This window comes from Occultella gossypii, from assembly GCF_019947135.1.
Classification (GTDB): Bacteria; Actinomycetota; Actinomycetes; order Actinomycetales; family Beutenbergiaceae; genus Occultella; species Occultella gossypii.
Genome location: NZ_JAGSHT010000018.1, coordinates 100640 through 114597 on the forward strand (window position 1 = coordinate 100640; position 13958 = coordinate 114597).

12 protein-coding genes and 1 pseudogene are annotated in these 13958 nt (G+C 69.5%); 7 read left to right on the forward strand and 6 right to left on the reverse strand.

Features of this window, described 5'->3' with window-relative positions; all coding sequences use genetic code 11:
* Nucleotides 1-48 precede the first annotated feature (48 nt).
* Nucleotides 49-2631 (forward strand): family 78 glycoside hydrolase catalytic domain, encoded by a 2583-nt coding sequence (locus tag KCQ71_RS19320; RefSeq protein WP_223408962.1) that lies wholly within the window; start codon nt 49-51, stop codon nt 2629-2631.
* A 53-nt stretch (nt 2632-2684) separates the two neighbouring features.
* Here the strand turns inward: KCQ71_RS19320 and KCQ71_RS19325 are convergent, their stop codons facing one another.
* From KCQ71_RS19325 to KCQ71_RS19345, 5 genes are read right to left on the reverse strand one after another with little or no spacing between them, the layout of a single operon-like run.
* Nucleotides 2685-3617, reverse strand: a complete 933-nt coding sequence (locus tag KCQ71_RS19325; protein ID WP_223408964.1) for an anchored repeat-type ABC transporter permease subunit — start codon at nt 3615-3617, stop codon at nt 2685-2687.
* Nucleotides 3617-4387, reverse strand: coding sequence for an anchored repeat-type ABC transporter ATP-binding subunit (locus KCQ71_RS19330; RefSeq protein WP_223408966.1), 771 nt, complete (start codon nt 4385-4387; stop codon nt 3617-3619). Before KCQ71_RS19330 ends, KCQ71_RS19325 begins: the two co-directional genes overlap by 1 nt.
* Nucleotides 4384-5361 (reverse strand): choice-of-anchor M domain-containing protein, encoded by a 978-nt coding sequence (locus tag KCQ71_RS19335; protein ID WP_223408968.1) that lies wholly within the window; start codon nt 5359-5361, stop codon nt 4384-4386. The genes KCQ71_RS19330 and KCQ71_RS19335 overlap by 4 nt, the downstream gene beginning before the upstream one ends.
* Nucleotides 5362-5369: 8 nt before the next feature.
* Nucleotides 5370-6896 (reverse strand): anchored repeat ABC transporter, substrate-binding protein, encoded by a 1527-nt coding sequence (locus KCQ71_RS19340; protein WP_223408970.1) that lies wholly within the window; start codon nt 6894-6896, stop codon nt 5370-5372.
* A 52-nt stretch (nt 6897-6948) separates the two neighbouring features.
* Nucleotides 6949-10650, reverse strand: coding sequence for a TIGR03773 family transporter-associated surface protein (locus tag KCQ71_RS19345; protein WP_223408972.1), 3702 nt, complete (start codon nt 10648-10650; stop codon nt 6949-6951).
* Between the two features lie 264 nt (nt 10651-10914).
* On the opposite strand from KCQ71_RS19345, the gene KCQ71_RS19350 reads away from it, so the two are divergent.
* Nucleotides 10915-11934: a GNAT family N-acetyltransferase gene (locus KCQ71_RS19350; RefSeq protein WP_223408974.1), complete on the forward strand. Its 1020-nt coding sequence runs from the start codon at nt 10915-10917 to the stop codon at nt 11932-11934.
* Between the two features lie 159 nt (nt 11935-12093).
* Here KCQ71_RS19350 and KCQ71_RS27920 read toward each other — a convergent pair.
* A pseudogene (locus KCQ71_RS27920) lies at nt 12094-12294 on the reverse strand (CobW C-terminal domain-containing protein); the annotation flags it as partial.
* Between KCQ71_RS27920 and KCQ71_RS19360 the strand changes: the two are divergent.
* Genes KCQ71_RS19360 through ykgO form a run of 5 tightly spaced genes read left to right on the forward strand, consistent with a single transcriptional unit; the run spans nt 12262 to nt 13958 of the window.
* Nucleotides 12262-13068 carry a hypothetical protein gene (locus KCQ71_RS19360; protein ID WP_223408976.1) on the forward strand — a complete coding sequence of 269 codons (807 nt, stop codon included), beginning with the start codon at nt 12262-12264 and terminating at the stop codon, nt 13066-13068. The pseudogene KCQ71_RS27920 and the gene KCQ71_RS19360 overlap by 33 nt on opposite strands.
* A 48-nt stretch (nt 13069-13116) precedes the next feature.
* Nucleotides 13117-13353, forward strand: a complete 237-nt coding sequence (gene rpmB / locus KCQ71_RS19365) for a 50S ribosomal protein L28 (RefSeq protein WP_223408978.1) — start codon at nt 13117-13119, stop codon at nt 13351-13353.
* Nucleotides 13353-13520, forward strand: a complete 168-nt coding sequence (gene rpmG / locus KCQ71_RS19370) for a 50S ribosomal protein L33 (protein WP_223408980.1) — start codon at nt 13353-13355, stop codon at nt 13518-13520. Before rpmB ends, rpmG begins: the two co-directional genes overlap by 1 nt.
* Nucleotides 13520-13825, forward strand: coding sequence for a 30S ribosomal protein S14 (gene rpsN / locus KCQ71_RS19375; protein WP_223408990.1), 306 nt, complete (start codon nt 13520-13522; stop codon nt 13823-13825). Before rpmG ends, rpsN begins: the two co-directional genes overlap by 1 nt.
* 10 nt (nt 13826-13835) lie before the next feature.
* The gene (gene ykgO / locus KCQ71_RS19380) at nt 13836-13958 is read left to right on the forward strand and encodes a type B 50S ribosomal protein L36 (protein ID WP_223408992.1); all 123 of its coding nucleotides are present in this window, start codon (nt 13836-13838) and stop codon (nt 13956-13958) included.

Below are 13958 nucleotides of genomic sequence, written 5' to 3' on the forward strand. Positions count from 1 at the left end.
ACCGAACTCTCGAGCCCCTGGGCTCGCGAAGCCCAGCCCGTGCCCGGCATGAGCGCCGACTCCCCGGACCGGCCGTCCGGACTGATGGTCGATCTGCAGTCGGAGCCGGTCGGCGTGGACGTCGCCGACGCCCGGTTCTCCTGGCTTGTCCCGGCGCTCGGCGACGGCATGCAGGTCCGGTACCGGATCCAGGTGGCCGCATCGCCCTCCTCATTCGGGACACCGTTCTGGGACAGCGGGCCGGTCACGTCGGCGTCCTCGACCGCCGTGCCGTACACGGGCCCGCGGCTGTCCGCATCGACGCCGTACTGGTGGCGCGTGCGTGCGGACACGTCGGTGGCCGGAGACTGGGCGACGCCGTCACGGTTGATCACGGCTGCCGACTCGTGGGGCGGCGCCGCGATCTGGGGGCCCGCCGTTGTCGAGGACTCGGGCGTCGAGAACTCATGGGTGCTCCTGCGGTACGAGTTCGACCTCCCGGATTCGCCCGCGTTGGTGGCATTCGTCGAGGCTGCGGGGCGTTCGCCCGAGGGCGGGCAGACGTCGCAGACCGGGCCGCGGGGCGGACGGCAGTACGTCTACAAGTTGTGGGCCAACGGTCGCGTGGCCGGGCGGGGCAGCGTACGTGCCTCAGACACCCGCGCTCGATATCACACCCACGATCTCTCAGGAGCGCTTCGGCCGGGCCGGAACGCACTTGCCGCGTTGTGCTGGGCCGAGCACGGTCGGCAGTTCATCGCACGCCTTGTCGTCGTGCTCGCCGACGGCCATCGCGTCGAGATACCGACCTCCACCCGGTGGAAGGCCGCGAGCGGGGCGCGGCTACTACCGGGGACGGCCGATATCGGCGGCGGGTGGTACCGAGCCCCCCGCGAGGACTGGGACCTGCGACACGAGCCCGTGGGCTGGACCGAGCCCGGATTCGACGACCGCGACTGGGCGCCGGCGCTCGCGTGCGAGGCTCCGCCCGATCCTGCCCCGGCGACCGTCAGCATCGAGCAGAGCCTCGGCGAGGTCGCCGAGGCGGCTCGGCAGACCGACGGCCGTTGGTTCATCGACCTGGGGCGGGAGATCGTCGGAGGCATCCGTCTCGACGTCGACGGCACCTCGGGTGCACGCGTGCACGTTCGCGTCGGAGAGGAGCTGGAGCATGGGCGCGTGCGGTTCCGAATGCGCACTCACAACGTCTACGAGGACATCTGGACCCTGCGCGACGGACCTCAGTCCGTGGAGCACTGGGGGTACCGGGCGTTCCGCTACATCGAGCTCGAGGCGGACCCGGCGCTCGACCTGACGCACGCGGTCCGGCCCCTCGTGCTCCGCTCGCCCTACGTGGGCGGTGCTGCGTTCACCTCCTCCGATCCGGACCTGGACCGGGTGTGGGAACTGTGTCGGTACACGATCGAGGCGACCTCGCTCGACCTGTACGTCGACACCCCGGCCCGCGAGCGCGGCGCGTACGAGGGGGATGCGTACGTGAACCAACTCTCCCAGTACGCGGTCGAGCGTAGTTATGCGCTGGCACGCTACTCCGGCGAGTACCTCACCCGGAGGCCCACGTGGCCGTCCGAGTACCACCTGATGCCGGTCCTGATGGCGTGGGAGGACTACCTCGCCACCGGTGACGATCGGCAGTTTCGGACCGACTTCGAGCACTGGGAAGGTCTCAACTACGACCGCTTCCTCGGTGAGCACGGTCTCCTGCGGAAGGACCCGGGTCCTGCTGCCGGCGGTTGGGACGCCGATCTGGTCGACTGGCCGGCCACATACCGGGACGGGTACGAGTTCACAGAGGTGAACACGGTCCTCAACGCCTTCCAGGCAGCCGCCTATGCGGCCCTCGCCCGTATCGCCGAGGTCGTCGACCGCCCGCGGGACGCCGCCCACTACCGTGACCTGGCCGACCGGATGCGCGCCGCCCTCAACTCCCTCCTGCTCGACGCGTCCGCCTACCGCGACGGGCTGGGGTCGACCCATCACGCCCAGCACGCCACCGCGTTCCCGGTCGCTCTCGGCCTCGCTCCCGCCGACCGGCTCACGGGGCTCGGTGACTGGCTTCGGCACGGCGGCATCCGGATGAGCGTCTACGGCTCCCAGTTCCTTCTGGAGGCACTGTGCAAAGCGGGCCGGAGCGACCACGCGCTCGCGCTCATGTCCGCGGCCGGGCCGAACAGCTGGCTGCATCTGATCGACGGCCTCGGGGCCACGATCGTTCCCGAGGCTTGGGATCCGTCCTTGAAGCCCAACATGACGTACTCCCACGCCTGGGGGTCGGCTCCGGTGAACGTGGTGGCTCGATGGATACTCGGGGTGCGTTCGGAGTCGCCCGGGGCGGCGCGAGTCGTCATCGAACCGCGTCCCGGTCCCCTCAGCCGGATGTCCGGGACTGTCCCAACCATCAGAGGCGCGGTCACCGTCGACTACGACCGGACCCGTGGCACCCTGCACGTCGCGACGCCGCCGAACACCACCGGCCACCTCATCGTCCACCGGGCCGAACTCGGCCTCGCCGAGCCCGTCACCGTCGAGGCTCCGGCGGGTTCCGCCGTCGCCCGGACACCCGAACGGATCGAGATCACGGACGCTCCCGTGGGCGATGTGAACATCCGTTGGGGCGACAGGGACGCATGACCGGCATCGGTGCTCGGGCGGGCTGGCACGCTCGGCATGCCAAGCGCACGCCGTCACACTCTGGTCGCCGCCTGCTGCACGACGCCGGTCTCTGTGTCCTCCGCAGGCGCGGCCACGGCGCCGCGGCCCGAACGGCCCGCCAGCGCTCGGCCCAGCATGCCGTGCTTCGGTGCGAGCACCCAGATGAGCAGGAAGAGCAGGGTCGCCGTGAGCACGATCGTGCCGCCAGTGGGCAGGTCGAGCGACCAGGAGAGGTAGACGCCGACGAGCGCGGCCAACGCCCCGATGACCGGCGCGAGCACCATCATCAGGCCGAGGCGATCGGTCAGCAGCCGGGCCGTGGCAGCGGGTGTGATGAGCAGCGCGAGCACGAGGATGTTCCCGATGGTCTGCACGGAGATGACGACGGCGATCGTCACCATCACATACAGCGTCAGGTCGATAGCGAACACGGGTAGACCGGCCGACCTGGCCATCTCGCGGTCAAGGCTGGCAGCCACGATCTCCTTGTGGATCCCGAGTGCGACCAGGAGCAGGATCGCTCCGGCGCCCGCAACGGTGTAGACGTCCTCGTCCGGGATCCCGGTGATGGACCCGAACAGGAAGCTCTGCAGCGACCCGGCGTAGCCCGGCGCCCGGGAGATTATCACGATCCCCAGGGCGAACGCAGCCGCGAAGAAGATCCCGATGACACTGTCCTCCTTGAGGCGACGGTTCTGGGAGAAGACAGCCACCAGCACCGCGGTCAGCACACCCGCCACCAGCCCGCCGAGCACCAATGATCCCTGGAGCACGAACGCGACGGCCAGGCCGGGGAAGACCGCGTGCGCAACCGCATCACCGATGAATGCCATCCCACGCAGGACCACATAGCAGCCGATGACCCCGCAGACGACCGAGGACATGACGGCGATCAACAGTGCCTTGGGCAGGAACGTCAGGAGCGGATTGGACAGATCGGCGACGAACTCTCCGATGGACAACATCAGGATGCCCCCAGGTGGGTCAGCAGAGGTGAACCCTCGCGGAAGCCGAAGGTGCGGATCCACACCTGCGGATCGGTCAGCTCCTCCGGTGGGCCGTCTGCGATGACGGTCCGGTTGATCAGGCACAGCCGCGAGCACGTGTGCATCGCGCCGGTCAGGTCGTGGGTGGTCATCAGCAGAGCCTGGCCCTCGGACCGAAGCTCGAGGAACAGGTCCATGAGGAGTTCCTGCGTCGGAATGTCCAGGCCGGTGAAGGGCTCGTCAAGCAGCAGCAGCTTCGGGCGAAGGGCCAGTGCCCTGGCCACGAGCACCCGCTGACGCTGCCCACCGGAGAGCTCGCCGACCGGGCGGTGACGCAGGTCCGTCATCCGCACCTTCTCGAGCGCTTCGCGCACGGCCCGATAGTCATCGACGCCGGCTCGGCGCAGCCAGCCGATCGTGCCGACGCGACCGGTCAGCACCACACCCTCGACGCTGATCGGGAAGTCCCAGGAGAACTCGTGGCGCTGCGGCACATAGCCGACCTGGGTCCGTGCGCGGCGGGAGATCTCTCCGTCGATGCGAACAGTTCCGCTCCGCGTGCCCACGAGGGCCAGCACGGAGCGCAGCAATGTGGTCTTGCCGGCCCCGTTCGGGCCGACCAGCCCGACGAGCTCGCCGACGTCCACGTCGAGGTCCACGTCGTGCAGGACCGGACGGCCACCGAGATCCACCGCCAAGCCGCGCACCTGCAATGCGGGCACGGCGTGGCGCTCGGGCCCGGTGCTCACTCCGACTCCGACTCGGCCAGGCGCCGCGCTCGCCGCGACCGCAAGGCCCCGGCGATGACCAAGGCGGCCACGACGAGCAGCGCCCCGGCCCCGGCGATCACGGCGATCGGAGGCCCGCTCCCGCCGTCGTCAGTGTCTGCCTCGGTAGTCCCCGCGGAGGTTGGGTCCGGGGCGTCCGGGTCCGTGGTGGCCGTGCTCGAGGTGCTATCCGCGTCAGCTGCTCCGTCCCACTGCGCTCCGAAGACGGCTTCGGGCTCGGTGTCTGTGCCGACCGCGAATCGGAGCAGGCTGCGGTCGCTGACGGACGTGCCGTCAGCCAGTTCGGCAAGCACCTCGACATCCATGAGGTAGGCGCCGGGCTCGGTGAACACCCAGTTGCCGTGCACATGCGTATTGGCGTCCGCCCAGATGTCCTGGGGCTCCGGGTCGTCGGACGTCCACAGCAACTGAGCGGGGTCGAAGTTCCCGTTCTGCATGAACAGGGTGAACTGACCCGGGCCCTGCACACCATGGAACCGCAGGGTCATCCCACCGGAGAGTCGCGAGACGACCTCGGGGTCCTGGCTGTTCCAGCCGACCCACACGACCTCGGTCAGCTGGGTCTGCGGAACGACGTACACATCGGACTCCGGCTCGGCGTCGATGAATTCGAACTGCTCATCCGCCGGTGCCGGCAGGATCGCGTCGTCGAGCAGATGGAAGACCACGTCCTGCGGGTCTCGCCACACGGGGGGTGCCTGGGAGTCGTCGCGGATCTGTATCCGCCAGGTACCGTCCGGCAGCCGTGGCCCGATGTCGAAGTGGCCGGCCTCGACCGCCACCTGTCCCTGCTCGAGTGCCTCATCGGAATCGACTGTCTGGTCCAGGTCGTCGCTGGTGTCGGCGGCGGCGGCGGTCATGGTGGTGGCAACGATCAGTGCCACGGCGGTCGCGGCAAGGGCAAGCCGCCGGCGGCGGTCATTCGGGGGGCGCACGGAACTCCTCAGGTCAGACAGTCATGGAGAGAGTCCGCGTTGAAGCGCATCATCTCGAGGTAGGTGGTCACATCGGCGTCGAAGGCGTCCCCGTAGATCCGGCAGACCTCGATGTCTAGTTCTCGGGCGACCTCCTGCAGCGTGCTCGAGCGGGAGATGAGGTTCGGTTCGAGGAACACCGCCGGCACCCGGAGGTTGCGAATGGTCTCGACGAGTCGTCTGCGTTCGGCGATGCTCGGCTCGGTTGCTGGGTTGGGGGTGACGAATCCGGCGATGTCGAGGCCGTAGGCGGCACCCAGGTAGCCGAACGCGTCGTGAGTGGTGACCAGATGTCGCTGCGAGACCGGGATCGACCCGATCGTCGCTCTGACGTAGTCGTCGAGTGCCTCGAGTTCCAGCAGGTAGGCAGCCGTGTTCGCGCGATACTCGGCGGCACCCGCCGGATCCACCTCGATGACCGTGTCCCGGATGATCTCCACATACGCCTGCGCGTTCCGCACGTTCTGCCACAGGTGCGGATCGATCTCCCCGTGCACGTGCGCGCCAAGGACGGCCTGCGGCAGTTGGTAGACCTCGTCACCGGCGCGTCCCAGGAACCGGAACTGCGGGTCCCCGGGGATCTCATGCAGCGCCCGCGTGGGCACCGAGACCACGACGTCCTGCGCCGGGTAGACCTCCTGGGTCTGCTCTCCTCCGCCGTGTGGATCCACATACAGGTAGAGGTCGCCGCCGGGCGCATCCATGTCGACCGTGACGTCGGCATGCCCGGAGTCGAGCACGGTCGCGTGCTCCATCCCAGGTACCGAATGGGGGTCGACCCCGACGGCGAACGTCACCGTCGTCGGGGCGCCGAGTTCGACTCGTTCGTGCTCGGTCAGATCCAGGTGCGCGGCGAAGGTGACCTCGTAGATCCCAACCCGGGTGAACGCCCAGCTCATGTGGGTGTGGGCGTCCGGTGGTAGCACGGTCGTATCGCCGCCATCGAAGCCATCGGTGGAGTTCACCGAGAAGGCCGGGTTCCCGAACGTCTCGGTCAAGTAGGCGAACATGTCACCGGGCCCGCTCACGTCCGTGGCGGACAACGCAACCGAGGAGGTGCGGTCTGCTCCGTACTGCGCGCCGGTGCCACGCACCCGCATGCCGAGCCAGACGGTGTCGAGCGAGATGTTCTCGACCAGCGGGATGATCTCGGCGGCGTACCTGACGCCGGCCTCGGCGAGCGGCACATTCGGGACGCCGTCGGCGAGGTTGGCGTCCAGGGTCCGGATGATGGAGTGCGCCTCCAGCAGCACGTAGTTGGAGAACGCCGCGTCCGCGTAGGCCACGGCCCGCACATCCCGCAACGATGGCTCATAGGAGTGCGGGTCCCCACCCTCCGGGACCAACGAGTGCACATCCATCCGATCCCCCACCACGTTACGAGCGAGGTCGGCGATGATGCCGGTTGTCGTGACGATCGAGGGACGATCGGGGTCCGTTCCACTGTCCCGGACTCCGGCACAGCCGGCAACCAGCAGCGTCAGTGCAGCGACCACGGCCGGCACTCCCGCCGTCCGGCGGGGCCTGTGGGGCCCCGCCGCGCGAGGCTCAGCGTCCGACATCGAACCTACGCCGTGAAGCCCTCACGGCGAAGACCCCCATCAGCACGACGAGCGCACTGGCCAGCGCCAGCAGGCCCAGCTCGGTGTCCGCACCCGTGGCTGCCAGGGTGCACGGCTGTCCACTCGCCGTGACCCCGGTGCCCGCGGCCGTCGGGGCAGATGCGCTCTGCGCGCCGGCCGAGGACGCCGCAGTACTGGTCGCAGCCGCCGCCGGGTCGCTCTGACCCACGAAGAACTGCAGGGTCGAGGTGACACTCTCGCCGTCGGCGCTCATGGTGAACGTCACCGCATAGACGCCTGGCTCGGTGAAGACCCAGTTGCCGTGCTGGTGGGTGTTGCCGGGGATCGTGTAACTCGTCGGCCCACCGACGGTGTCCACAACTCGCTGGCCGACCAGTTGACCGAAGTTCCCGTTGAGGAAGATGGCCAGCTCACCGGGGCCCTCGACGCCGACGAGCGTCATCTGCACGCCGCTCGCACCGGGTCCGTTCACGACGGTCTCGTGCTGAGTGTTCCAGCCCAGCCACGGCACGCCCGGCTCTTGGATCTGCTGGATCATGTAGACGTCCTCGCCGGCCGGAGCGATGAACGACAGGTCGTCCGGGATCTCCGCGGCCGAGCGCAACGCCGCCTCGCCGAGGTTGAAGACGACGGTGGCAGGGTCACGCCACACCGGTGGCGCGGTGCGGTCATCCTTCACGAGAAGCGTGAACTGTCCGTCCTCGACGACCGGGCCGAAGTCGAAGTGTCCCTCGGAGCCGACCGCCACCTCACCGCTCGTGGCTGGAGTCGCGGCAGCGGCTCCGGGCGACGATGCCGCCGGGCCGGGCACCGGACGACACACCGGCGGGGTACCACCCGGGCTCGTCCCACCAGATCGCGGAGGGGTCGCGCTCGGGGGCGTCGTCTGGTTCGGACCCGGCGTGGGGGTCGGCGTCGGGTCAGCCGGCTCCGTGACCACCACGTCGGCCCAACCGACCAGCGCGCTGTTGCGGTCGACCACGGCAATCTTGTGGCTGCCCGGTTCCGTATCACGCGGGATACTCGCCTGGAACGACCCCGTCTGGCTGGTCAGGTTCCAGCCGCTGCTGACGGTCGAGTTCAGCAGCGTGGGCTCGGAGAAGGCGAACGCAGCCGCGTAGTCACCGGCGACAGCCTCGCCGGCATCGACGGTGACCTGTTCGCCGGCAACAACCTCGGTGGGGCTGACGCTGACGTCACCGCGGCTAGCGTCGGTCAGGTCCCCTTCATCGGGGGCCGAGGGGGCGAACAGCGGGACCTCGGGGACATCGGTCCGGCAGTCGAGGTCATCGGGGGCAGGCTCGAAATCACCCACCGAGAACAGGTAGTCGCCGATGTTCGTCTCCGCGCGGGCGCCGGTCTCGGAGTTGATGGCAGTGGCCTGGACCCGGAGGTGGTACGCGCCGGGATCCGTGAACGCCCAGTTGGCGTGGACATGCGCAAGATACTCCTGATGGATGGTGCCCGGCAGCGTGTAGCCGCCATCGACCAACAGCGAGTCGAGCTCGCCGAAGGATCCGGTGCTCCACAGATACACCTCGCCGGGTCCGTCGACCTCGAGGATGCTGATATCGACCTGATCGAAGCCACTGCCGGCCAGACCTTGGCTGTCCCAGCCCGGCCAGAGCAGGTTCTGGTCCTGGTTCAGGGGCAGGTAGTACGCCGGCAGCCCGCGCAGCGCCTGCGGGATCGACGCCGCGTCGGGGAAGGACTGCAGCGCGGCGTCCCTCACGACGAGGTTCACCTCGTCCGGGGCATGCTGGACGCGCGAACCGGTGACGTCCTCCTTGAGGGTCAGCACCGGGGCGCCACCGTCGAGCGTGACGTTGAAGGCGTCGACGTGGCCATGAGCGATGTCGAGAGCCCAGCAGACCCCTGGCGCCTCGGATCGGAGTACGACCGCGACGGGCCCGGACGTCGCGATGTCCTGGCCATCCAGCACCAGGACGGCCCGGATCTGCTGACCATCGACCTCGGCGGTGCCGGAGTACTCGTTCGTCGTCTGGCCGGCCACCGTGGCCCAGTCCGCACCATCAGGTGAGGTCTCCCACCGGTAGGAAACACCCGCGACCTCGACGTCGGGCACCGCGGTGAGCTCCACCGCATCGCCTTCGGCGTACTCGTCGGCGAGCCCGTCGATCCGGACCGCACTGGGCACCGGAGGTCCGGGATCGGCGACGTTCACGGTGACCGCCTCGGACGTCACCTCGTTGTCATCGCCCAGTAGAAGAGCGGCCCGGATCTGCTGACCATCGACCTCGGCGGTGCCGGAGTACTCGTTCGTCGTCTGGCCGGCCACCGTGGCCCAGTCCGCACCATCAGGTGAGGTCTCCCACCGGTAGGAAACACCCGCGACCTCGACGTCGGGCACCGCGGTGAGCTCCACCGCATCGCCTTCGGCGTACTCGTCGGCGAGCCCGTCGATCCGGACCGCACTGGGCACCGGAGGTCCGGGATCGGCGACGTTCACGGTGACCGCCTCGGACGTCAGGACGTCCGCACCGTCGACGATGATGGTCGCACGCAGCCTCTGTCCGTCGGTGTCAGCGGTCCCGGAGTAGACCGAGCCGACGGTGCCCTCGACGTCCTGCCAGGCGAATCCGTCATCCGAGGTCTCCCACCGGTAGGTGGCGCCCTCGATCAGCACGTCGGGTTTCGCCTCCAGGCTCACCGTCGCCCCCGGCTCGTACGACGCCTCCAGGCCGTCGATGGTCAGGGTGGTCGGCAGTTGCGGGGCGGCGTTCACCTCGAGGGTGACCGGGTCGGACGTCACCGTGACTTCACCGAGGCTGACCCGGGCACGCAACTGCTGCCCGTCGGCGTCGGCTACGCCCGAGTAGGTGCTGGTGGCCTGCCCCGCGACCGGCACCCAGACCCCGGTGACGTCCAGCGTCTCCCAGCCGTAGACCGCCCCCTCCGCCTCGACGTCCGGGGTCGCCAGCAGTTCGACGGACGCGCCCTGCTCATAGGGGTTCGTCAAGCCGGACACGCTCAGCGATGCCGGGACCGGCGCCGGCTCCGGCACGTCACCCACGATCCAGTGATAGTCCGCGGTGTTCGTCGGGACGCGCTCACCGGTGGTGGAGTTGATCGCGAAGGCCTGAACCGTGAAGTGGTACTCGCCGGCTTGGGTGAAGGCCCAGTTCGCGTGCACATGAGCCAGGTAGGACTGGTGGATCGTATTGGGCAGCACGAAGCCGCCATCGGTCAGCAGTGACGTCAGTCCGCCGAAGGCGCCCGAGGACCAGAGGAACACCTCTCCGGGACCATCCACCGACTGAACCTCGATATCGACCTGGTCATAGCCCGTACCGGCCAGGCTCTGGCTGTCCCAGCCTGGCCAAACCAGGTCGTGGTTCTGCGACAACGGTAGGTAGTAGGCCTCAACTCCGCGCACGCCCTCCGGCAGATTGGCGACATCGGGCAGCGCCGTCAACGCCGCCTCCTTGACCACCAACGTCACGTCCTCGGGCGGATGGGCTACGTGTGAGCCGGTGACGTCCTCCTTCAGGTTCAGGATCGGCGCACCGGACTCATCGAGCGCCACGTTGAAGGTGTCGATGTGCCCGTGGTCGAGGACGAGTGCCCGTTCGGCCGCCACGGTCGGCGCCATCGGGATGACCAGGGTGCCGACGAGCGCCACAAGCGCCGTGACGACGGCGAACACCGTGGCCGAGTACGGGCGTGGGCCCGTATTCGAACGCGAACCGACACGCGGAATTACGGGAGGCATGGGCGAACACCTGGGTCTCGATCTGGGCGCTGGGAGCGCCGGGGAGGTGACGCCCGAACGGCGGGCATCGGCGACGATTCCGCACTATACTGTAATGAGAGTCGTTCGCAACAATCGCAGGCAAGCTTGCTCGAACAAGGTTGGTACCGACTTCCCCGCGAGGCCGTACCTGCGAGTCGTTCTCATTATGATGAAAGGATGCGCTGCACCCCACTGACGCCCGCCCACCTTGACGCCGTCGTCGACCTCGCGGTCGCGGCACTGCGAGACCGGACTCGCCTGGCCGGGCCCGGGTCCACGCCACCCTCCGATCCGGCGCACATCGCACGCACCTCCCTCGAGCCGTATCTTGACGGCGACGACCGGTTCGCCCACGTCGCCCTCGACGACGACGGGCAGGTCCAAGCACTGCTCGCAGGCATCGTGACCCGGCTCGGCCCTCAGGACGCGGAGTACACCTACCTGGCGCCGCGGCACGCACTCGCCCCACTCTCGGCGTGGTGCGCACGCGACCCACGCTCCGCCGTCGATGCCCTGCCGGTCCTGCTCGATGCCGCCCGGGCGAGCCTCGACGCCGCCTCGATCCCACGCCTGAACGTGCAGGTGCTCGACGGCGACTGGTGGTCCGTGGGCCTGTGGCGCTCGCTCGACCTGCGTCCCGACACCTCCTTCGCGCTGCGCCCTCTGGCCGCTCCGATGCACGCGCCGGTCACGGCACCCAGGGTGCGGGCTGCGCTGCCGTCCGACCTCGACGCAGTGGTGCGACTGTGCCTGGACGAGTACTCCTACCACGCCCGTCACACCGGGTCGGGCCTGGCTGCCGACCAGGACGCCGGCACCGCGGCGCGGATCGCCTCGGCCTGGTTCGACCACGGCACCGGAGAGGATCGCGAGCGCGCGTTCGTCGCCGTCGACGGCGATGACCGCCCGGTCGGCGTCACCACGGCGCACGTGCTCACGGCACCCGGCGGATCGTCCTCCGCCGCCCTGCTCCCGTCCCGCTACGCCTACATCGGGCTCACCTCGGTGGCCGCATCCGCACGCGGGACCGGCGCCGGCACGGCGCTCACGGCGCACGCCCTCGGGTGGGCGCGCAGCCTGCCGGACCCGCCGGACGCCGTCGGGCTCCACTACGTGGCGGACAACGTGCTGGCGGCACCGTTCTGGCAGCGCCGGGGTTTCGCCCCTGCGCTCACGCTGCTGACCGACGCCGCTTAGGCGGCGCCCGGGGAGCGGGCACCGAGGAAGGGCTCCAGCGGGTCCGCCCGGGCCAGCCACCGCGGCCCCCTCGGCGACCTCCTCAGGCGTGAGCAGGCCGTCGCGGAAGGCGCGCTCGACCTCATCGGCACCGGGGCCGGTGCCGACCACGACGAGCCGGGTCTCCGGCGCGGCGTCGCCCCAGCCGTCGGCCAGCCCCACCGTGACCTGCCGGCCCGCCCCGAGCATCGCGCACAGCGAGTCCGGGCGGTTCGGCACCCAGAACCGACCCCGGACCGCGTGAGGTCCGTCCGCGATCACCTCCGCGCAACTCAACAGCCGCTCCGGATGGAGCGGCAGGTCGGAGCGGAGGTCGAGCACCCAGATGTCACGCAGATTCTCGCCGGGACTCGCGGCCGGACCGGCCTCGAACGCGCCAGGGTGTGCACGCCGCTCGGCGATGCCCTCGCGGTGCCGGAAGGCCAGCGCCGACTCGACCCAAGACCCGTGCACGCCGTCCCAGCGCCGCCCATCGGCGGCCCGGACGGCGTCCACGAGGGCTCGGGCACGCTCGGTGGCGGCAGCCTCACCAGCTTCACCGTCGGCGACGATGACGACGTCGGCGACGGGCACCTGCCCGAGCAGGGCCTCACCCACGGTGCGCTCGTCGCCCTCGACGAGGGCGATCCGCCGTTCGGACAGGTCATCCTCCCCGAGCAGGTCGGCCACGATCCGGTCGGCCGAGACGATCGAGACCGTCGCCCCCAGGCGGAAGCGATGCAGCTCACCGCCCGGGGCCAGCTGCGCCGTCAGGCCCTGGCTCGCCGGGAGGATCTCGGCGGCCGGCGGCAGGAGCAGCAGGACCCCGGCCCACCGACCGGACTCCCCGAGTGCGGCGATGGTCGGGACGGCGTCCTCGCGGACCGCGCAGGAGGGGCAGACGTGTTCGAGATCGACGAGTTCGTCCGCCAGGACCCCACCCGCGTGCAGCACGCGGCGGCGCAACCGCGTCCCGTGCCGGCCGCCGACGATGTCGTGTGCGACCGCGACCACGTCGGGCCGATCCATCAACGCTCCGATCAGTGCCACCTCGCGATCCACCGGGTCGATGCTGGAGATCAGGACGATGGGGATGAGCGGCTCGGCCATGGATGAGTCCATCTAGGGTAGACGATAATGATTCTCAGTCGTAGTATGCGTCTCATGTCTGCACAATGCCAACTCACCGGTGCCGCACCCGGCTTCGGCCATTCGATCTCCCACTCGCACCGACGCACGAAGCGCCGCTTCGATCCGAACATCCAGACCAAGACCTACTTCGTTCCCTCGCTGCGGCGGCGGGTCAGCCTCCGGCTCAGCGCGCGCGGCATCAAGACGATCGATCGCATCGGCATCGAAGCCGCCGTGACGCGCATCCGGGCGCGCGGGGTGCGGATCTGATGGCCAAGCGCACCGACGTCCGCCCCAAGGTGGTGCTGCGCTCCACGGCCGGCACCGGCTACTCCTACATCACCGAGAAGAACCGCCGGAACAGCCCCGACCGACTCGTCCTGATGAAGTACGACCCAGTGGTGCGCCGCAAGGTCGAGCTCCGGGAGTCCCGCTGATGGCCAAGACATCGAAGATCGCCCGCAACGACCAGCGCCGCGAGACGGTCGCCCGGTACGCCGCGATCCGTACCGAGCTCAAGCACGCCTCGGTCGATCCCCATCGCCCGGCCGTGGAACGGGAGGCCGCGATGCGGGCCCTGCAGCGTCTGCCCCGCGACGCCAGCCCCACCCGGGTGCGCAACCGCGACGTGACCGATGGTCGGCCCCGAGGCCACCTGCGCAAGTTCGGCCTCTCCCGGGTGCGACTGCGCGAGCTCGCCCTTCGTGGCGAACTCCCCGGCATCACCAAGTCGAGTTGGTAAGGAGAAGACGATGAAGGTACGTGCGTCACTGAGGTCCCTGAAGAACAAGGAGGGGTCGATCGTGGTCCGGCGTCGCGGTCGGACCTATGTGATCAACAAGCGCAACCCGCGCTGGAAGGGTCGCCAGGGCTGA

What these genes read in the sequence shown, in the direction of transcription:
- KCQ71_RS19350 (WP_223408974.1), top strand. Translation starts at nt 10,915, where the DNA reads ATGCGCTGCACCCCACTGACGCCCGCCCACCTTGACGCCGTCGTCGAC.
- KCQ71_RS19360 (WP_223408976.1), top strand. Translation starts at nt 12,262, where the DNA reads ATGGAGCGGCAGGTCGGAGCGGAGGTCGAGCACCCAGATGTCACGCAG.
- rpsN (WP_223408990.1), top strand. Translation starts at nt 13,520, where the DNA reads ATGGCCAAGACATCGAAGATCGCCCGCAACGACCAGCGCCGCGAGACG.
- ykgO (WP_223408992.1), top strand. Translation starts at nt 13,836, where the DNA reads ATGAAGGTACGTGCGTCACTGAGGTCCCTGAAGAACAAGGAGGGGTCG.
- rpmB (WP_223408978.1), top strand. Translation starts at nt 13,117, where the DNA reads ATGTCTGCACAATGCCAACTCACCGGTGCCGCACCCGGCTTCGGCCAT.
- KCQ71_RS19325 (WP_223408964.1), bottom strand. Translation starts at nt 3,617, where the DNA reads ATGTTGTCCATCGGAGAGTTCGTCGCCGATCTGTCCAATCCGCTCCTG.
- rpmG (WP_223408980.1), top strand. Translation starts at nt 13,353, where the DNA reads ATGGCCAAGCGCACCGACGTCCGCCCCAAGGTGGTGCTGCGCTCCACG.
- KCQ71_RS19320 (WP_223408962.1), top strand. Translation starts at nt 49, where the DNA reads ATGAGCGCCGACTCCCCGGACCGGCCGTCCGGACTGATGGTCGATCTG.